At 73.3% G+C, this 19,142-nt stretch carries 15 protein-coding genes; 9 read left to right on the top strand and 6 right to left on the bottom strand.

The genetic code is table 11. The features are described 5' to 3' along the window. Positions 1-2: 2 nt before the first annotated feature. Entirely contained in the window at positions 3-1,901 is a 1,899-nt protein-coding gene (locus GWK25_RS02680; RefSeq protein WP_215448315.1) for a phosphatidylglycerol lysyltransferase domain-containing protein, read from the bottom strand. Between the two features lie 193 nt (positions 1,902-2,094). On the opposite strand from GWK25_RS02680, the gene GWK25_RS02685 reads away from it, so the two are divergent. Together GWK25_RS02685 and GWK25_RS02690 are read left to right on the top strand one after the other, a co-directional pair. Further along, positions 2,095-3,219 carry an esterase family protein gene (locus GWK25_RS02685; protein ID WP_215448316.1) on the top strand — a complete coding sequence of 375 codons (1,125 nt, stop codon included), beginning with the start codon at positions 2,095-2,097 and terminating at the stop codon, positions 3,217-3,219. 393 nt (positions 3,220-3,612) lie between these two features. After that, entirely contained in the window at positions 3,613-5,376 is a 1,764-nt protein-coding gene (locus tag GWK25_RS02690; protein WP_215448317.1) for a hypothetical protein, read from the top strand. An 88-nt stretch (positions 5,377-5,464) separates the two neighbouring features. Here GWK25_RS02690 and GWK25_RS02695 read toward each other — a convergent pair whose 3' ends face one another. Both GWK25_RS02695 and GWK25_RS02700 read right to left on the bottom strand, forming a co-directional pair. After that, a complete protein-coding gene (locus GWK25_RS02695; protein WP_215457159.1) occupies positions 5,465-6,793 on the bottom strand; it encodes a PH domain-containing protein in 1,329 nt (442 codons plus the stop codon). A 146-nt stretch (positions 6,794-6,939) separates the two neighbouring features. Further along, positions 6,940-7,455 carry a PH domain-containing protein gene (locus GWK25_RS02700; RefSeq protein WP_215448318.1) on the bottom strand — a complete coding sequence of 172 codons (516 nt, stop codon included), beginning with the start codon at positions 7,453-7,455 and terminating at the stop codon, positions 6,940-6,942. A 31-nt stretch (positions 7,456-7,486) separates the two neighbouring features. On the opposite strand from GWK25_RS02700, the gene GWK25_RS02705 reads away from it, so the two are divergent. Further along, positions 7,487-8,647: an NADH-quinone oxidoreductase subunit D gene (locus GWK25_RS02705; RefSeq protein WP_215448319.1), complete on the top strand. Its 1,161-nt coding sequence runs from the start codon at positions 7,487-7,489 to the stop codon at positions 8,645-8,647. Between the two features lie 40 nt (positions 8,648-8,687). On the opposite strand, the gene GWK25_RS02710 is transcribed toward GWK25_RS02705, so the two are convergent. Beyond that, positions 8,688-9,689 (bottom strand): SAM-dependent methyltransferase, encoded by a 1,002-nt coding sequence (locus tag GWK25_RS02710; RefSeq protein ID WP_215448320.1) that lies wholly within the window; start codon positions 9,687-9,689, stop codon positions 8,688-8,690. A 118-nt stretch (positions 9,690-9,807) separates the two neighbouring features. Here GWK25_RS02710 and GWK25_RS02715 point away from each other — a divergent pair, with 118 nt between their 5' ends. Next, complete coding sequence (locus GWK25_RS02715) at positions 9,808-11,010, top strand: sensor histidine kinase (protein WP_215448321.1); 1,203 nt, start codon at positions 9,808-9,810, stop codon at positions 11,008-11,010. A gap of 105 nt (positions 11,011-11,115) precedes the next feature. Next, entirely contained in the window at positions 11,116-11,787 is a 672-nt protein-coding gene (locus tag GWK25_RS02720; protein WP_184905083.1) for a response regulator transcription factor, read from the top strand. An 85-nt stretch (positions 11,788-11,872) separates the two neighbouring features. On the opposite strand, the gene GWK25_RS02725 is transcribed toward GWK25_RS02720, so the two are convergent. Together GWK25_RS02725 and GWK25_RS02730 are read right to left on the bottom strand one after the other, a co-directional pair. Continuing rightward, entirely contained in the window at positions 11,873-13,048 is a 1,176-nt protein-coding gene (locus GWK25_RS02725) for a DUF5937 family protein (RefSeq protein ID WP_215448322.1), read from the bottom strand. Positions 13,049-13,126: 78 nt separating this feature from the next. Beyond that, on the bottom strand, positions 13,127-14,275 hold the full coding sequence (locus tag GWK25_RS02730) for a low specificity L-threonine aldolase (protein ID WP_215448323.1): 1,149 nt from the start codon (positions 14,273-14,275) through the stop codon (positions 13,127-13,129). Between the two features lie 209 nt (positions 14,276-14,484). Between GWK25_RS02730 and GWK25_RS02735 the strand changes: the two genes are divergently transcribed. The 4 genes from GWK25_RS02735 to nadC are packed head-to-tail and all read left to right on the top strand — an operon-like array spanning position 14,485 to position 19,131. Further along, on the top strand, positions 14,485-15,441 hold the full coding sequence (locus GWK25_RS02735; RefSeq protein WP_215448324.1) for a Rossmann-like and DUF2520 domain-containing protein: 957 nt from the start codon (positions 14,485-14,487) through the stop codon (positions 15,439-15,441). Next, positions 15,438-16,430 carry a pantoate--beta-alanine ligase gene (gene panC, locus GWK25_RS02740; RefSeq protein WP_215448325.1) on the top strand — a complete coding sequence of 331 codons (993 nt, stop codon included), beginning with the start codon at positions 15,438-15,440 and terminating at the stop codon, positions 16,428-16,430. Before GWK25_RS02735 ends, panC begins: the two co-directional genes overlap by 4 nt. Next, entirely contained in the window at positions 16,427-18,142 is a 1,716-nt protein-coding gene (locus GWK25_RS02745) for an L-aspartate oxidase (protein ID WP_215448326.1), read from the top strand. Before panC ends, GWK25_RS02745 begins: the two co-directional genes overlap by 4 nt. A gap of 5 nt (positions 18,143-18,147) precedes the next feature. Further along, the gene (nadC, locus tag GWK25_RS02750) at positions 18,148-19,131 is read left to right on the top strand and encodes a carboxylating nicotinate-nucleotide diphosphorylase (protein ID WP_215448327.1); all 984 of its coding nucleotides are present in this window, start codon (positions 18,148-18,150) and stop codon (positions 19,129-19,131) included. The last annotated feature ends 11 nt before the right edge of the window (positions 19,132-19,142 follow it).

Below are 19,142 nucleotides of genomic sequence, written 5' to 3' on the forward strand. Positions count from 1 at the left end.
GATCACGCCGCGCTGCGCGCCGGGTGTTCCGCCGAGTGCGTCGCATGGGCGCAAGGGGCCGGAGCCTTCGCGCGGCGCCGCAGCAGGCGCGGCAGGGCGAGGTTGACGAAGCCCTCGGCCTGCATGGCGGCCAGCCCGATGCGCGGGAGGTCGCGGGAGGCGGCGTAGACGACGAAGCGCGGTTCCCAGCGGGGGCGGAACTTGGCGTTGAACTTGTAGAGGGACTCGATCTGGAACCAGCGGGAGAGGAAGACCAGCAGGCCGCGCCAGGCGCGCAGGACCGGGCCCGCGCCGATCTTCTCCCCCCGGGCCAGGGCCGAGCGGAACATCGCGAAGTTCAGGGAGACCTGCCGGACGCCCAGGCGGGGGGCGGCCTGGAGGGCCGCGACGATGAGGAGTTCGTTCATGCCGGGGTCGGCGGAGCGGTCGCGGCGCATCAGGTCCAGGGAGGCGCCGTCCGGGCCCCAGGGCACGAAGTGGAGAACGGCCTTGAGGTCGCCGTACGGGCCGGGGACCTCGTCGGCCTTGTGCGCGGTGGCGATGAGACAGTCCCCGTCGGCCGGGTCGCCGATGCGGCCGAGGGCCATGGAGAAGCCGCGCTCGGTGTCGGTGCCGCGCCAGTCCTCGGCGGCGCGGCGGATCCGGTCGAGCTCGGCCTCGCCGAGGTCACGGACCCGCCGTACCCGGGTCTCGTAACCGAGCCGCTCGATGCGCTTCACCATTTGACGCACGTTGCGCATCGCGCGTCCGGCGAGGGAGAAATCCGCGACGTCCACCACCGCCTCGTCGCCCAGTTCGAGGGCGTCCAGGCCGGTCTCCCGGGTCCAGACCTCCGCCCCGGTCTCCGAACAGCCCATGACGGCCGGGGTCCAGGAGTGGGCCTTCGCCTCGTCCATGAAGCGTTCGATCGCGCCGGGCCAGGCCTCGACGTCGCCGATCGGGTCGCCGCTGGCGAGCATCACCCCGGAGACGACGCGGTACGTCACCGCCGCCTTGCCGCTGGGGGAGAAGACGACCGCCTTGTCCCGGCGGAGCGCGAAGTGGCCGAGCGAGTCGCGGCCGCCGTGCCGGTCGAGCAGGGCGCGCAGCCGTGCCTCGTCGTCGTCGGTGAGGCGGGCCGCCGGATGTTCGGGGCGGAAGGCCAGGTAGACGGTGGTGACGGCGGTCAGCAGACCGAGGGCGCCGAGGGAGAAGGCCACCGTCCAGGACGTGTTGCCGGCGTAGGCGACCGGGCCCTCGAAGCCGAACAGGCCGTAGATGACGTGTTCGAGCCGGTCGGCGAGGCTCGGGTCGCCGACCATGCGTCCGGGGTGGGCGCTGACGACGACCAGACCGAGGACGATCGAACCGGCGCCCATCAGCACGAAGTTGGCGAGCGCCCGCCAGCGGCTGGTGGGGTCGGGCAGGGCGCGGAACTCGTCGCGGTGGCGCAGCAGCGGGACGAGCAGCGCGAGCGAGATGAGCACGCCGACGAGCGAGTGGCGGTAGGTGAACTGGGCGATCGCCCCGGCCGGGAGCAGGATCACGGCCGCCCGCCAGGCCCGCCGCTTGCGTCGACGCAGACCGTGGGCGAGGAGCAGCAGCAGGACGCCGACGCTCAGTGAGAGGGCCGCCGCGAACGGGCCGAGCGCGCCGGGGAGCACCTCGGCCAGCGCGTGCATACGGCTGTTGCGGAAGCGGGGGAACACCCCCGCGGCGATGTCCACGAGCCCGACGAGTGTGCAGGCCCTGGCGACCAGGGCGGGTACGGCCTCGGGGCGCGGGCCGCGCAGCACGCCACGCACCGCGCCCGGGACCCCGCCCGGCACCGCGCCAGGCGCCGCGCCCGGGTGAGCGTTCTTCGGCTGCCGGTCGGTGTTCGGCGCGAGCCGGTCCGACCGGACCGGAACCCCACCCGACATTTCCCCATCTGTCCTGACAGACATCGCATCCCGTAGTTCCGCGAGAGAGCTTGGATCCGGTGCCTTATCCGGCATCCGGCGACATTGCGCCCTCTAGGACGGTGGCTCGGCGGGGGAGGTTCACTCTCCTTCGGAAAGCTGAACCAAAGGGCGGGGAAAGACATGGAAAGAAAGGTCGGCGGGGGACAACCCGATGGGTCTTACGAGCAACAAGGTCCTGGTGTTGGCGGTGCTGTCCGCGGTACTGCTGTTCGTCGGCACGGTGTGGCTGTGGCCGCGGCTGGCCCGGCGCGGATGGCGAGCGGTCGGCGGCCGGATCGTCGTGCTGCTGGCCACACAGGTCGCCGTCTTCGTCTCGGTCGGCCTCGCCGCCAACCAGGCCTTCGGGTTCTACGCCAGCTGGGCCGACCTCCTCGGCCGGGAGACCGGGCAGGGGGTGGTCGTCGACCACGACGGGGCCGACACCGGGGGGCCGTTGCGGGTCGTCGGCACCCAGCAGGTGAACGTGGCCGGGGGCAATCGTCCCGCGGTCGGCGGCCAGATCCAGAAGGTCGAGATCGTCGGACGTACGAGCCGGATCGCGAGCCCGGCGTACGTGTATCTGCCGCCGGAGTACTTCCAGCCCCGGTACCGCACCCGCACCTTCCCCGCCGCGGTCGTCCTCACCGGGTACCCGGGCACCGCCGAGGCGCTGATCAAAGGGCTCCACTTCCCGCAGACGGCCCACGCGTTGGCCCGGGACGGGAAGGCTCAGCCGATGATCCTGGTGATGCTGCGGCCGACCGTGGCGCCGCCGCGCGACACCGAGTGCGTGGACGTGCCGGGCGGGCCGCAGACCGAGACGTACTTCGCCCGGGATCTGCCCGACGCCGTGGGGCATCACTACAGGGTCGGGAAGAAGCCCGGCAGTTGGGGCGTCATCGGTGACTCGACCGGTGGCTACTGCGCGCTGAAACTCGCCATGCACCACCCCCGGGTGTTCGCCGCCAGCGCGGGCCTCTCGCCGTACTACAAGGCGCCGATCGACCCGACGACGGGCGATCTCTTCCAAGGCGACAAGACGCTACGGAACGAGGCGGACCTGTTCTGGTATCTGAAGCACCGTCCGGCGCCGGACACCTCTCTGCTGGTCACCAGCAGCAAACAGGGGGAGACCAACTACAAGGCCACGCTGGAGTTCATCGAACAGGTGAAGGAGATGCGGCCGACGCGGATCTCGTCGATCATCCTCGACAGCGGCGGGCACAACTTCAACACCTGGCGCCGGGAGATCCCGGCGACGTTGCAGTGGATCAGCGGGCGGCTGAGCGACCGGTGAAGTGGGCCGGTGAGGGGCGGGTCGGTCACGGCTCGGCGACGGGTCGGCGACGAGTTCGGTAACGGTTCGGCGGCGGGTTCCGCAATTCGCGGAATTCACCGGAGGGGAAAGAGACGGATGCGGCCAAGGCGTATCCGGATTCAATGAGGTTGATCCAGAGGAGGAGCCGCCGGTGGGCGCATTGCGGGACCGGCGGTGAGGAAGCTTGTGAGGGCTTGTGAGAGGTGAGAGGGGCGGCTGAGTTTTTGCGTCCCGGGGCACCATCATTCGCCTACGCGCGGTAAGTTTCTGGCCATGCCACGTGGACGTCACCGCCATTCACCGCCTCTGCACAGGCTGCTGCCCCCCACGGCGATCGCAGGCGTCTCGCTCGTCTGCGCCCTTGGGCCATGGATGTTCTCCGAGCCGGCGGTGCTCAGGGTCACCGCCGCCGTCGCCGCGGCGACCGCGGCCGTGGGCGCGGCGGTCATGCGCCGCTGGGACGTCGAGGCGGGCAAACGCGTCGCCGACCTCACGCGCGCGCGGGCGAGCGACGAGTGGCGTCACGAGGAGAAGGTCGCCGAACTGGAGACCGACCTCGACGAGTCCCGTGAGCTGCGCACCAAGCTGGAGCACAAGCTCCGCGCCAAGCGCACCGAACTGGCCAACCTCCGCAACGAGCACGCCGCGCTGCTTCGGCGCTACGCCACGGCCGAGACCGAGCGGGCCAGCGCCCTGGAGGGCCGCCGTCTGCTGGAGATCGAGACGACCTCCCCCGAGGACGCACGGGCGTTGCCGGCGGCGGGTGCGGACGCGGGCGACGGCGACGGCGGGACCACGGCGGCGTCCCGGACCTCGACGGTGCCGCAGCAGGGGACTCCCGCGCCGGGGGCGCCCTGGGCCTCGTGGGAGACGGCGTCCAAGGCCGCGGCGGCGAGGGCGGCGGCGCAGGACGGGAAGGGCGTGAAGGGCGGGGGCGCTGCGGATGCCTCGGCCGGTGCCGGTGGCGGTGCCGATTCGGGTGCGGGAGAGGGTTCTTCTGCGAGGCGGGCCGAGGCCGAGGAGGGCTCGGGGGCGGAGAAGTCGGCCCCCACGGTGTTCTCGCCGGCCGGTTCGTCGCTCTTCCTGCGCGCGAACTCGGCGTTGGACCGGATCATCACCCAGCGGGGCTCGGTGACGGGCACGAAGGACGCCGGGGCCACCGCCGGGGCGGACGCGGAGGGTGCCGCCGAGTCCGTAGCGGTGGGGGACGCAGACGAGGTCACCGGTGAGCGTGCTGGTGAGGGCGTCGGCGAAGCTGCTGGCGAGTCCCTCGGTGGCGCCGTGGACGAGCCGGTCGGCGCATCGGAGGACGGCACGGTCGGTGAGCAGAACGGCGACTCGGTCGAGACGTCCGCCGAAACCAGCCAGTCATCCGAGCCCTCAGAGCGCTCAGAGCCTTCCCGGGCCGCCGCCGCACCCGGCCCGGCCACGGAATCCGCCGAGTCCGCCGCCCCAGGCGAGTCCGCCGCAGCAGCCGAATCCGCCGACGGGCCGGTCAAGGGCGACGGCGAGGGCAAGGTGAAGGGCGAGGCCAAGGGCGAGGCAGCGAAGGACCGGTCCCCGAAGGGGCCTTCCCCCAAGGGTGATCCGGACGGGCCCACGGACGGGGGCACCCGGCAGGGACGTTCCGCCGAGGTGGAGGAGGAGCCCGTTCCGGTGCTCACCGCCGAGGAGGGCGACGCGGTGGGGAAATCGGTGGCGACCCGAGGACATGAGCGCGCCGCCGGCGGACCCGTACCCGTGGTCGCCGCGCCGGCCGGCTCGACAGGAGTCGGGGAACTGACCCGCGTGGAGCCCTCGGGGCGTGTGGAGCCGGTGGTTCCGTCGGTCGGTCACTTCACGGTGCCCACGGCCGTGGCGGTCGTCCCGGCGGCGCCGCGCCGGCGGACGGCCGTCGAGGGAGGGTTCGACTTCTTCGGTACGCAGAAGTCGGCGGACGCCTTGGAGGCCGTGCAGAACGAGGACCTCGCCGACGTGGTCGGTCAGGAGGCACTCGCGCTCCACAAGGCCGAGTCGGAGGCGCAGTTCAAGCGCGCCGACGAGGCCTCCCGGGGGATCGGCCAGGTCATCGACCTCACAGCCCACGACGAAACGGAACAGATCGACGTACAGGGCCTCCGCACAGCGGCGTCCTGACCACCCACCACGCGCCTGACTGCGGCCGCCCGCCCCTCCCGGCGAGCGGCCGCACCGTTTGTCCGGCCGCCCGGCCCCCCGTCCGGCTCTACACCATCCACCGATCCGGCAACGCCTCCCGCCGCCCCGTGCGGGACCGTTCCGCCTGGGCGCGCAGCAGGTCCGCCGCCTCGGCCGCGTCCCGCAGTCGCGCCGTCACGGTCTTGTTGGCGCCGGTGTCGACGTGGACGTCGGCGAGCCCCTTGTACCGCTGCCAGGGCCCCTGCGACAGCCGCACGCTCTGCACCTTCGCGTGCGGCACGAGATCGAGCCGGCGGCGCAGCAGCCCGTGCCGCGACGCGAACACGGCGTCGCTGACGGCCAGCCCGTACCCCCGCCACCACCACGGCACGCACCACCGCGCGCGCCCCGGCGGCCGTACGAGCGCCGGGGCGTCCGGCACGCTCACCCCGGGCAGCACCCGCGCGATCACCGACTCGGCCACCTCACGTGGCGCGACCGGCAGCAGGACGGAGTTGGTCGAGCCCGCCACGTCCAGCTCGACCCGGACCCACCCGCGCCGCCGCCACAGCAGCGGTTCGACGATGCGCACCGTCTGCACACGGCCGGGCGGCACCGTCTCGTGGGTCCGGTCGAGGAGCCCGTGGTCGATGCGGAGCCCGTCGGGGGAGTCGCCGACCGTCCAGTCGTACTCCCCGACGAACCGCCCCACACTGCTCGCCCCGGCCGCGCCGAGCAGCGGCAGCGCGGTCGCGAGGACGCTCCACACGCTCTCCGTGGCGAACCACAGCACGGACGGCACGACGACCGCGGCCACCAAGGTCCCCCAGGTCGCGCCGGTCAGGACGAGGGACATGGCGAGCACTCCGGCCGGGACCTTCAGCAGCTGCCGTACGGGCGCCTCGCCCACCTCGTGCGCGGTCTCCGGTGCGAAACCGGCCGCGCGGGCCAGGAGTTCGGCCCGTAGCGCGCCGGCGTGCGCCTCGCCGAGATAGGCCAGCTCGTCCTTCTTGTCGGTGCCGACGACGTCGAGTTTGAGTTTGGCGACGCCCGCGATCCGGGCCAGCAGCGGGCGGGTGACGTCGATGGCCTGAATGCGTTCGAGACGGATGTGGGCGGTGCGGCGGAACAACAGGCCGGTACGGATGCGCAGTTCGCTGTCGGTCACCGCGAAGTGGGTGAACCACCAGGTCAGGAAGCCGTAGAGGGCGGCGGCCGGGACGAACACCGCGAGCCCGATCAGCAGGGTCGACGTGTCGAGCCGCATCAGCTGCCGCTGCGCCCCGTCCGGATCGTGCACCCCCCACCCGATCAGCACGGCCACCGGCGCCCAGGCCCGCCGCAACGGCGTCACCGGATGCAGCCGATGCTCGACGACCGGCTTCTCCGCCCCGGCTCCGCCGCCGTCCGCCGGCACGGTCTCCGCCCCGGCTCCGCCGCCGTCCGCCTGTACGGCCTCCGCCCCAGCCTCGCCATCCACTCGTACCGTCGCGTCGTCCACCACGCCGTCAACCCCCACCGCGTCGTCCCCCGGCGCGGTGCCCGCGTCCGATGCCGGCACCGTCACAGCCCTGCCGATCGGGCCTCGCCCAGCTGCGTGAGGTGGTCGCGCAGGCGTTCGGCCTCGGCCGGGTCGAGGCCCGGGATGCACGCGTCCGTGGCCGCCGCGGCCGTGTGCAGCTGCACGCTCGCCAGGTTGAAGTGCCGCTCCACGGGACCGGAGGTCACCTCGACCAGCTGCATGCGCCCGTACGGCACGACGGTCTCCTCGCGCCACAGCACACCCCGGCTGATCAACAGGTCGTCCGCCCGTTCGGCGTACCGCCACGACCGCCAGTTGCGCCCCAGCATCGGCCAGCCCCAGAGCAGCAGCGCCAGGGGCAGGAGCGCGAACGCCGCCCAGGGCGGCCCCGCCAGCCAGCCCGGCAGGACGGCCGTCGCGACGGTGATCGGCACCAGCCACACCACCAGCAACAACCGCCTCATCCGCAACAGCCCCGGCGGCAGTCCGGTCCAGACCGGCTCGTCCTCCGCCCGCCCCGCGCCGTCTTCGAAGGTCCCCACGCTCCCCGTCTCCATGACGCCAGCGTACGTACGACAGACTGTGTCCATGACTCCCCCGACGGAGACCCGAGAGACGACGGTCGGTATCGGCGGTGCCGCCGAGAGCACGGACATGGTGCTGAACATCGGCCCGCAGCATCCGTCCACGCACGGTGTGCTGCGGCTGCGGCTGGTCCTCGACGGCGAGCGCATCCAGCACGCCGAGCCGGTGATCGGCTATATGCACCGGGGCGCGGAGAAGCTCTTCGAGGCGCGCGACTACCGGCAGATCATCATGCTCGCCAACCGCCACGACTGGCTCTCCGCCTTCTCCAACGAACTCGGCGTCGTCCTTGGCGTCGAACGCATGCTCGGTATGGAGGTCCCGGAGCGCGCGGTCTGGATGCGCACGCTCCTCGCCGAGCTGAACCGCGTCCTGAACCACCTGATGTTCCTCGGCTCCTACCCGCTGGAGCTCGGCGGCATCACCCCGGTCTTCTACGCCTTCCGGGAGCGCGAGGAGCTCCAGAACGTCATGGAGGAGATCTCCGGCGGGCGCATGCACTACATGTTCAACCGGGTGGGCGGCCTGAAGGAGGACCTGCCGGCGGGGTGGACCGCACGCGCGCGTGCCGCGGTCGCCGATGTCCGCTCCCGCATGGACGTCTTCGACGACCTGGTGCTCGGCAACGAGATCTTCCGGGGCCGCACCCGGGACGTGGGCGTCCTCGCCCCGGAGACCGTGCACGCGTACGGGGTCAGCGGCCCCATCGCCCGCGCCTCCGGTGTCGATTTCGACCTGCGGCGCGACGAGCCGTACCTGGCGTACGGCGACCTCCAGGACGTCCTGAAGGTCGTCACCCGTGACGAGGGCGACTGCCTCGCCCGCTTCGAGTGCCTGCTGGAGCAGACGCACAACGCCCTCGCCCTCGCCGACGCCTGCCTGGACCGGCTCGCCGAACTCCCGCCCGGTCCCGTCAACCAGCGGCTGCCCAAGGTCCTCAAGGCCCCCGAGGGACACACCTACGCCTGGACCGAGAACCCCCTCGGCATCAACGGCTACTACCTCGTCAGCAAGGGCGAGAAGACCCCCTACCGCCTCAAGCTCCGCTCCGCCTCGTACAACAACATCCAGGCCCTCACGGAACTGCTGCCGGGGACACTGGTGGCCGACATGGTGGCCATCCTGGGCTCGCTGTTCTTCGTGGTGGGGGACATCGACAAGTAGCCGCTCACCGGCCCGCCCTCCCCGCTCGGTACCGCCCGCCCTACGCGAGCGGATCCGGGATCCCGACCGGCTGCAGGAGCCATCCGAAGTCGCCCAGGCCGCCCGGCGCGGTCAGCTCGGCGGCCTCGCCCGCGCCCGCCAGGGCCCGTACGTACGCCGCCGGGTCGGTGGTCGCCAGGGACAGCGGCGGGCGCCCGCCCGTGACCCCCAGGGCGCGCAGGGCCTCCCGCTGGGTGAGCAGCCGGGCGCCCGGCAGCGCGCACGCGTCCAGCGCCACGTGCGCGGTGATGTCGCACGACCCGTCCGGGACCGGCGCGGTCTCCCGCCCCTCCCGGAACCCGGTGAGCGTCCCGAAGGGCGGCCGGGAGCCGGCGAGGTGCGCGTAGTCGACGGCGACGGCCAGCCCTCGCTCGACGCCCGCCACCGCGGCGGCCCACGCCCGGTCCCGGGGCAGCCCGACCTCGGCCCGCAGCCCCTCCTCCGGGGCCAGCGGCCACCACCGGCCCAGCCACTCGGCCTCGGCCCCGCCGACGGGCTCCCCGAGCACCTCGCCGCCGTCCTCCCGTACGAGCACCAGCCGTGGCACGCCCGCCGGGTCCACCTCGACGACGTCCACGGGCACGTTGTCCAGCCACTCGTTGGCGAACAGCAGCCCCGTGACGCCCGCCGGCGGTTCGGCGACCCACTCGATGCGGTGATCCAGGCCGGGAGGCCGGTCGGCCAGTTCGACGGCGTACGCGCGCGTGCGCTCCGCCACATCGGCGGGCAACGCGTCCAGCACCCCGGCCACCAGCTCCCCGCGCCCGGCCCCCATGTCCACGAAGGTCAGCTCGTCCGGCCGCCCCGCCCCGTCGTCCACGCGGCAGAGCAGCCGGGCCACGGCCGCGGCGAACAGCGGGGAGGCGTGCACGGAGGTCCGGAAATGGCCCGCCGGTCCCTCCGGCCGCCGGTAGAAGCCCTCGGGCCCGTACAGCGCCTTCTCGGCCGCCGCTCGCCAGGGCCGCGCCTCGTCGGGGGCGGGAGTTCGTGGGCGATGCGTCACAGCGCCAGGCTAAGCGGAACGCACAACAACGCCTCCACCTTGGGGAGTACATGTCCCCGTCATGGATCGGCCCTCCGGTTGACCCCGGCACACCGCCCGCTTCCCTACGCTGGGTTACGTGCAGCGCCTCTATGACTTCCTCCGCCGACACCCGACCTGGGTCGACAGCTTCTGGGCCGTCGTCCTGCTCGGGGTGACGCTGGCCGGCGGAGCGATCGACCCGGACTACGCGGGTGACATGAACGAGACCGCGTTCGTGGTGATCTCGCTCGTGCTGTGTCTGTCGATCGCCCTGCGGCGCCGTATGCCCGAGAAGATGCTGATGCTGGCCGCCGCGGCGGGCATCGCGCAGCTGATCCTCGACGTGCCGAGAATCCCGGCCGACTTCGCGATGCTCGTGGTCATCTACACGGTCGCGGCGAACGGCGCCCGCTGGGCCTCCTGGTTCGCCCTGGGCGGCGGCCTGTGCGCGGCGTCGCTGGGGCAGCTGCGCTGGAGCGAGGACGACACGAGCACGATGGGCAACGCGGTGCTCGCGCTGTTCCTGACCGTGCCGTTCGCCCTGGCCTGGGTGCTCGGCGACTCGCTGCGCACCCGCCGCGCGTACTTCGCGCAGCTGGAGGAGCGCGCCGCCCGGCTGGAGAAGGAGCGCGAGGCACAGGCCAAGGTCGCGGTCGCCGCCGAGCGCGCCCGGATCGCCCGTGAACTGCACGACGTGGTCGCGCACAACGTGTCCGTGATGGTCGTCCAGGCCGACGGCGCCGCATACGTCCTCGACGCCGCCCCCGACCAGGCGAAGAAGGCCCTGGAGACGATCTCCTCCACCGGCCGCCAGGCCCTCGCCGAGATGCGCCGCCTGCTGGGCGTGCTGCGCACCGGTGAGCACAAGGAGGGCGGCGAGTACGTCCCGCAGCCCGACGTCGAGCAGATCGACGACCTGGTCGAGCAGTGCCGGGTGGCCGGGCTGCCCGTCGACTTCAAGATCGAGGGCACTCCGCGCCCGCTGCCCAGCGGGGTGGAGCTGACGGCGTACCGCATCGTCCAGGAGGCCCTCACCAACACCCGCAAGCACGGCGGCCCGAACGCCGGGGCGAGTGTCCGGCTGGTCTACTTCGACGACGGCCTCGGCCTGCTCGTCGAGGACGACGGCAAGGGCGCTCCGCACGAGCTGTACGAGGAGGGCGGCGCCGACGGTCAGGGGCACGGCCTCATCGGGATGCGGGAGCGCGTCGGTATGGTCGGCGGCACGCTGGACGCGGGCCCCCGCCCCGGCGGCGGCTTCCGGATCAGCGCCCTGCTGCCCCTGAAGCCCGCGCACTGACACGACCGTGCCGGCTGCCGACACCTGTGGACCCGGCACCCGCAGACCCGACACCTGTAGATCCGACACCTGTAGACCCGACATCTGTAGACGGAAGAGGACCCGATGGCGATCCGCGTGATGCTCGTCGACGACCAGGTGCTGCTGCGCACCGGGTTCCGGATGGTGCTGGCGGCCCAGCCGGACATGGAGGTCGTGGCGGAGGCGGGCGACGGCGTCGAGGCCCTCCAGGTCGTGCGGTCGACCGAGGTGGACGTGGTCCTCATGGACGTCCGTATGCCGAAGCTGGACGGCGTCGAGGCCACCCGCCGCATCTGCGCGGAGCCCGAGCCGCCGAAGGTGCTCATCCTGACCACCTTCGACCTCGACGAGTACGCCTTCTCCGGGCTGAAGGCGGGCGCCTCCGGCTTCATGCTCAAGGACGTGCCGCCCGGTGAGCTGCTGGCCGCGATCCGGGCCGTGCACAGCGGCGACGCGGTCGTCGCGCCCTCCACGACCCGGCGGCTGCTCGACCGGTTCGCCCCGATGCTCCCGGGCACCGGCTCGGAGCCCAAGCACAAGGAACTGGAGCGGCTGACCGAACGTGAGCGCGAGGTCATGATCCTCGTCGCGCAGGGCCTCTCCAACGGCGAGATCGCCGCCCGCCTCGTCCTCTCCGAGGCCACGGTCAAGACCCACGTGGGCCGCATCCTGACCAAGCTGGGCCTGCGCGACCGCGTCCAGGTGGTCGTCCTGGCGTACGAGACGGGTTTGGTGCGCGCGGGGGGACACGGCTGAGACGGCCGGCGTACGGCTGAGACGGCCGGCCCACTGCCCTCCGGTGCGCCCGTGCCGCCGTGCGTCCGTGCCGCCGTGCGTCCGGCTATCTGAGCAGACCCTCCAGGAAGTCGCTCCCCAGCCGGGCCACCATCGTCACGTCCAGCTGGTGGAGCACATAACGGCCCCGGCGGCGCGTCGTGAGGAGGCCCGCCTTCTTGAGGACGGCCAGATGCCGGGATATCTCCGGCGGGGTCATGCCGAGCATCTGGGCCAGCTCGCCGGTGGTGTTCGCGCTGCGGGCCAGATTGCGGCACAGGCGCATCCGGACGGGGTGGGCCAGCGCGGTCATGCGCAGGGCGAGCTGCTCCACGGAGGGCGGGGCGGCGGGCTCGGCCGCGCTCACCGGGTACTGGATCACCGGCTGCCAGCCGAAGCGGTGCAGGACCGTGAGGTGGGGCCGCCCCAGGCTGGTCGGCACGAGCAGCAGGCCGCCGTCACCGGTGTGCGTACGGCCTTCGACCAGCTTGTCCACGACGATCCGGCCTGCTGCTCCGCCCCGGCCGTCCGTTCCGCCCCGGCCGTCCGTACCGTCCGCGCGGTTCCGGCCGCCCGGAGCGTCCAGGGTCAGTGACGGCGAGACGGCCCCCAGCGCCTCGGCCAGCCCCTTGTGCCGCAGCAAGTCGGTCTTGTGGCGGGCGTCCGCCGCGAGCGGGTGGCGCAGCCTGGACCAGGTCTCGGCGAAGAAGGCCGCGTCGCAGTCCGCCAGGAACTGCCGCAGCCAGGCCCGTACCCCGGGCGGATCCGTCAGCAGCCGCCCGGCGAAGCGCAGTTGCCGAGGTCCGCGAGCGGCGGCCAGCTCCAGGGCGCGGCGCCGCATCTCCGCGTCGGCCAGCGGACCGGGCCGCGGCGAGTCGTAGGCGTAACCGGGGGAGCAGACGAACTCCAGCCCGGCGTCGACGAACTGGTCGTCCGTCAGTTTGTCCAGCAGATCGAGGTCGTCGGCGAGCGTCGCACCCGGGAGGGTGTCCCGGCCGGGGATCCCGGCGAAAGGGAGGAACAGGTCCGAGAACGACGTGCGCCACAGGAAGTCCGCCTCGGACATCCGGTCCGCGAGATGCGGGTCGAGCCGGGAGGTCACCCCCGTCACCCAGCCCTGGAGCCCCGGGTGGTGTCCGGGCTCGGACAGCACGTGCAGCGCCATGCCGAGCTCGGCCAGCGGCGAGGGCACGACGGCCACCTTCTCCCGCCGCAGCCCGGTGATGTCGATGCGCACACTCATGGCCCCATGGTGCCCCCGACCACTGACACCGCCCCCTCCACCGCCTCGGTCACCCGCCAACCCCCGCGTCCGGCGGGCCTATTCGCCGGCCACCTTCTCCACCAGGCCCACGAAGTCCGCCACGGCCGCCCGGACGTCGTCGGCCGTCCACTCCAGCCCGGCGGCCCGCACCTCGATCTCCGTGACGGCCAGTCCCGGCCCGCCCGGATCCCACGGGCGGGCGAAGAGCAGCGCGTCCGTCTGCTCGCCCTGGCGCACCGAGGCCTCCGCGACGACGTCGACCTCGTACGGCAGCCATACCTGGAACTCGTGGGTGTGGGGCTCCTCGGGGTGCACCCGGGCCCACGGCACCCCCGCCGCCGCGAACCCCTCGCGCAGCGCGGCCGCGACCACGCGCGCGTGGCGGACGTACTCCGGCAGCCGGGGCAGTTCGCGCTCCAGGCCGATGAGGGCCGACAGGGCGGTGGGGAACTGCTGGAAGAGGTCCCCGCCGTAGCGGTGCCGCCAGGCCTTCGCCTCGTCGATCAGTGTCCTCGGGCCGGCGATCGCGGCGCCGCCGTAGGCGCCCAGCGACTTGTAGTACGACACGTAGACGCTGTCTGCGAGGGCCGCGATCTCGCCGACGCCGCGGCCGAAGTGGGTGGTGGACTCCCACAGCCGGGCCCCGTCGAAGTGGACCACCGCCTCCCGCGCGCGTGCCGCCTCGGTGATCTCCTCCAGCTCCTCCCAGGAGGGGAGCAGGAAACCGGCCTCCCTGAGGGGGAGTTCGAGCATCAGCGCCCCGAAGGCCTCGTCGAGGCCGCGTACCTCCTCGGCGGTCGGTTGCCTCGATTCGCTCGTCAGCCGGACCGGACGCAGGCCGCTGACCTGGCTGAACGCATGCCGCTCGTACATCTCGGGGTGCGCGAGGGCGTGCAGGGCCACCGCCGGGTTCCCGGTGCGCGCCGCCCAGCAGCGCAGCGCCACCTGCTGGGCCATCGTGCCGGTCGGGAAGAACGCGGCTGCCTCCATGCCGAGCAGCGCGGCGGTCCGCTCCTCCAGGGTCTCGACGACCCCGTTGCCGTAGATGTCGGCGGTCCGCTCCAGGTCGTACACGTCCCCGGCGGCGTCCAGCAGCGCCAGGCGCTCCCGGACCGTCGCCAGCGCGCTCGACCGGACCAGCACCCGCTCGGCCTCCCGGTGCGCGACCTGCCGCCGCTCGTACCGCTTCCTCGCCGCTTCGCTCATCCTGGGATCATCCCCTCGGGCCGTCCGGCCCGGCACCCGGTTTTCGAGCCGAACCGGCCACATGGCGAAGCTCCCGACGCGACCTGCGCAAACGACCCGCGGCCGCCCACAGCCTGTGGACAACCGGACGCCCCTCGAAGCAATCGCGTTAACATGACGAGAAATCGTCCGGTACCCAGAGCGGACTGGAACGGGAAGGCCACCACCGAGTGAGTACATTCCAGCAGCCAGAGCCGAAGGACCGCCCCGCGCGGCTCGCCGTCGGTGTCGTCGGCGCCGGCCGGGTCGGTCCCGCGCTGGCGGCGTCGCTCCGGCTCGCGGGTCACCGGCCGGTGGCCGTCTCCGGCGTCTCCGACGCCTCCCGGCGGCGCGCGGCCGACCTGTTGCCCGACGTCCCGCTGATGTCCCCCGCAGACGTGCTGCGTCACGCGGACCTGGTCCTGCTGACCGTTCCCGACGACGCCCTCCCGGGGCTCGTCGAAGGCCTCGCGGAGACCGGCTCCGTACGGCCGGGGCAGCTCCTCGTGCACACCTCCGGACGGTACGGCGCGAAGGTGCTGGACCCCGCGCTGCGGGCCGGGGCGCTGCCGCTCGCGCTGCACCCCGCGATGACGTTCACGGGGACCGCGGTGGACGTGCAGCGGCTCGCCGGCTGCTCCTTCGGCGTCACCGCCCCGGACGAGCTGCGGCTCGCCGCCGAGGCGCTGGTGATCGAGATGGGCGGCGAGCCCGAGTGGATCGCCGAGGAGAACCGCCCGCTCTATCACGCGGCCCTCGCTCTGGGAGCGAACCACCTGGTGACCCTGGTGGCCCAGTCCATGGAGCTGCTGCGCACGGCCGGGGTCACCGCTCCCGACCGCATGCTCGGCCCCCTGCTCGGCGCCGCCCTGGACAACGCCCTCAGGTCCGGTGACGCGGCCCTGACCGGCCCCGTCGCGCGCGGGGACGCGGGCACGGTCGCCGCGCACGTCGCCGAGCTGCGCGCGCACGCCCCCGCCACCGTCGCCGGATACCTGGCGATGGCCCGCGCCACGGCCGACCGGGCCCTCGCCCACGGCCTGCTCAAGCCGGAGCTCGCCGAGGACCTCCTCGGGGTACTCGCCGGCGGGACGAGCGGAACCACCGGAGCGGACGGGTCCGACGGCACCGAAGGGAACGCCCGATGACCATCACCGTGCTGCGCACCGCCGACGAACTGCACGCACGCGCGCGTACGGGACGCCGGGCCGTCGTGATGACCATGGGCGCCCTGCACGAGGGCCACGCCACGCTGATCCGCACAGCGCGCGAGATCGCGGGCGACACGGGCGAGGTCGTCGTGACCGTGTTCGTCAACCCCCTCCAGTTCGGCGCCGGCGAGGACCTCGACCGCTACCCGCGCACCCTCGACGCCGACGTCAAGCTCGCCGAACAGGCGGGCGCGGACGTGGTGTTCGCCCCCTCCGTGGAGGAGGTCTACCCGGGCGGCGAACCCCAGGTCCGGATCACCGCAGGGCCCATGGGGGAGCGCCTGGAGGGCGCCTCCCGCCCCGGGCACTTCGACGGCATGCTCACCGTCGTCGCCAAGCTGCTCCACCTCACCCGCCCCGACGTGGCGCTCTACGGCCAGAAGGACGCCCAGCAGCTCGCCCTGATCCGCCGCATGGTCCGCGACCTGAACTTCGGCATGGAGATCGTGGGCGTCCCGACGGTCCGCGAGGCCGACGGGCTGGCCCTGTCCAGCCGCAACCGGTATCTCTCCACCGAGGAGCGCCGCACCGCCCTGGCGCTCTCCCAGGCACTGTTCGCGGGCCGCGACCGGCACGCCGCGCAGGAGGCGCTGCGCGCCCGCGCCCGTGAGGTGCCCGCCACGCGCGCGCGTGCCGAGGCCCTCAGCGCGATCGGCGAGTCCCGCGCGGCCGCCGACGCGCACGCCATGGCCAAGTCCGCCCCCGGCGGCCCGGCCGCCGTCCGCGCCGCCGCCCGTCTGGTCCTCGACGAGGCCCTGCGCATGAAGCCGCCGATCGTCCTGGACTACCTGGCCCTGGTCGACCCGTCGGACTTCACCGACATCCCCGACGACTTCACCGGCGAAGCCGTCCTCGCCGTCGCGGCCCGGGTGGGGACGACCCGGCTGATCGACAACATCCCCCTCACCTTCGGAGCCGCCTCGTGACCAGCACAGGCATACGACTGCACGCGCCCGCACCCGGCTGGTCCATCGACGCCGACGTCGTGGTCGTCGGCTCGGGCGTGGCCGGCCTCACCGCCGCGCTGCGCTGCGAGGCCGCCGGCCTGACGACGGTCGTCGTCACCAAGGCCCGCCTCGACGACGGCTCCACCCGCTGGGCCCAGGGCGGCATCGCCGCGGCCCTCGGCGAGGGCGACACCCCCGAACAGCACCTGGACGACACCCTGGTGGCCGGCGCGGGCCTGTGCGACGAGGAGGCCGTACGCATCCTCGTCACCGAGGGCCCCGACGCCGTACGCCGGCTGATCGCGACCGGCGCCCACTTCGACGAGTCGGAGGAGGGCGGCCTGGAGCTGACCCGCGAGGGCGGCCACCACCGCCGCCGCATCGCCCACGCGGGCGGCGACGCCACCGGCGCCGAGATCTCCCGGGCCCTCGTCGAGGCCGTACGCGCGCGTGGCGTGCGCACCGTCGAGAACGCGCTCGTGCTGGACCTGCTGACCGACGCCGCCGGCCGCACCGCCGGAGTCACCCTGCACGTCATGGGCGAGGGCCAGCACGACGGCGTGGGAGCCGTCCACGCCCCCGCGGTCGTCCTCGCGACCGGCGGCATGGGCCAGGTCTTCTCCGCCACCACCAACCCGTCGGTGTCGACCGGCGACGGCGTGGCCCTCGCCCTGCGCGCGGGCGCGGAGGTCTCCGACCTCGAATTCGTCCAGTTCCACCCGACCGTGCTGTTCCTCGGCGCGGACGCGGAGGGCCAGCAGCCCCTGGTCTCCGAGGCCGTCCGCGGCGAGGGCGCCCACCTGGTGGACGCCGACGGCACCCGCTTCATGGTCGGACAGCACGAACTGGCCGAGCTGGCGCCCCGGGACATCGTCGCCAAGGGCATCATGCGCCGCATGCAGGAGCAGGGCGCCGAGCACATGTACCTGGACGCCCGGCACTTCGGCGCGCACATGTGGGAGCACCGCTTCCCGACGATCCTCGCCGCCTGCCGCGCCCACGGCCTCGACCCGGTCACCGAGCCCATCCCGGTCGCCCCGGCCGCCCACTACGCCTCCGGCGGCGTCCGCACCGACTCCCGCGGCCGCACCACCGTCCCCGGCCTGTACGCCTGCGGAGAGGTCGCCTGCACCGGGGTCCACGGCGCCAACCGGCTGGCCTCGAACTCCCTCCTGGAGGGCCTGGTCTACGCCGAGCGCATCGTCAGCGACATCGTCGCCGCTCACACCGACCACGGCCTCCACGCGCGCGTGCCCCAGCCCGTCCCGCACGCGGAACAGCCCGCGCACCCGCTGCTCGCCCCGGAGATACGGTTCGCGATCCAGCGGACCATGACCGAGGGCGCCGGCGTGCTGCGCTCCGAGGCGTCCCTGGCCACCGCCGCGGCGGCCCTGGACCGGCTGCACGCCGAGGCCCGCGACGCCCTCGCCGAGAACGGCAAGACGGCCGAGCCGGGCGTCGACACCTGGGAGACGACCAACCTCCTGTGCGTGGCCCGCGTCCTGGTCGCCGCCGCCCGGCTGCGCGAGGAGACCCGCGGCTGCCACTGGCGCGAGGACCGCGCCGACCGCGACGACACCGCCTGGCGCCGTCACATCGTCGTACGGCTGAATCCGGACCGGACGCTCGCCGTACACACCACTGATACCGCAGACTTCCCCCCGACCCGGCAGCACCAGCAGGAGCAGTGACAGACGTGAGCACCCCCGACCTTCCCCTCGCCCAGAGCGGCGGATGCGGCGACGGCTGCGCCTGCGGCGCGGACGACGGCCTCGACGAGGAATACCTGGAGTGCGGGCTCGATCCCGCGCTCGCCCAGCTCCTGGCCGACGCCGGACTCGACCCCGTGGAGGTCGAGGACATCGCCAACGTGGCCATCCAGGAGGACCTCGACCACGGCGTGGACGTGACCACGGTCGCCACGATCCCCGAGGACGCGCGCGCCACCGCCGACTTCACCGCCCGCGAGGGCGGCGTCGTGGCGGGCCTGAGAGTCGCCGAGGCGGTCCTCTCGGTGGCCTGCTCCGACGAGTTCGAGGTCGAGCGGCACGTCGACGACGGCGACCGCGTCGAGGCCGGCCAGAAGCTCCTCAGCGTCACCGGCGCCACCCGTGACCTGCTCACCGCCGAGCGCAGCGCCCTGAACCTGCTGTGCCGCCTCTCCGGCATCGCGACCGCCACGCGCGCGTGGGCGGACACGCTGGAGGGCACCAGGGCCAAGGTGCGCGACACCCGCAAGACGACGCCGGGGCTGCGTTCCCTGGAGAAGTTCGCGGTCCGCTGCGGCGGCGGGATCAACCACCGCATGTCCCTGTCGGACGCGGCCCTCGTCAAGGACAACCACGTGGTCGCCGCGGGCGGTGTCGCCCAGGCCTTCAAGGCCGTGCGGGAGATGTTCCCCGAGGTGCCCATCGAGGTCGAGGTCGACACCCTGCACCAGCTGCGCGAGGTCGTCGACGCGGGCGCCGATCTGATCCTCCTGGACAACTTCACACCGCTGGAGTGCGAGGAGGCCGTCTCGATCGTCGACGGCCGCGCCCTCCTGGAGGCCTCGGGCCGGCTGACCCTCGCCAACGCGAAGGCGTACGCGGACACCGGCGTCGACTTCCTGGCCGTCGGGGCGCTGACCCACTCGTCCCCGATCCTGGACATCGGCCTCGACCTGCGCGCGGCCGAGTAGGGACGGGGACG

Origin of the sequence: Streptomyces sp. ATCC 21386 (assembly GCF_018728545.1) — a bacterium.
Classification (GTDB): domain Bacteria; phylum Actinomycetota; class Actinomycetes; order Streptomycetales; family Streptomycetaceae; genus Streptomyces.

Coding starts and splice junctions, on each gene's coding strand:
- GWK25_RS02705 (WP_215448319.1), top strand. CDS start 7,487: ATGACTCCCCCGACGGAGACCCGAGAGACGACGGTCGGTATCGGCGGT.
- GWK25_RS02680 (WP_215448315.1), bottom strand. CDS start 1,901: ATGTCGGGTGGGGTTCCGGTCCGGTCGGACCGGCTCGCGCCGAACACC.
- GWK25_RS02725 (WP_215448322.1), bottom strand. CDS start 13,048: ATGAGTGTGCGCATCGACATCACCGGGCTGCGGCGGGAGAAGGTGGCC.
- GWK25_RS02720 (WP_184905083.1), top strand. CDS start 11,116: ATGGCGATCCGCGTGATGCTCGTCGACGACCAGGTGCTGCTGCGCACC.
- GWK25_RS02730 (WP_215448323.1), bottom strand. CDS start 14,275: ATGAGCGAAGCGGCGAGGAAGCGGTACGAGCGGCGGCAGGTCGCGCAC.
- panC (WP_215448325.1), top strand. CDS start 15,438: ATGACCATCACCGTGCTGCGCACCGCCGACGAACTGCACGCACGCGCG.
- GWK25_RS02690 (WP_215448317.1), top strand. CDS start 3,613: ATGTTCTCCGAGCCGGCGGTGCTCAGGGTCACCGCCGCCGTCGCCGCG.
- GWK25_RS02685 (WP_215448316.1), top strand. CDS start 2,095: ATGGGTCTTACGAGCAACAAGGTCCTGGTGTTGGCGGTGCTGTCCGCG.
- GWK25_RS02700 (WP_215448318.1), bottom strand. CDS start 7,455: ATGGAGACGGGGAGCGTGGGGACCTTCGAAGACGGCGCGGGGCGGGCG.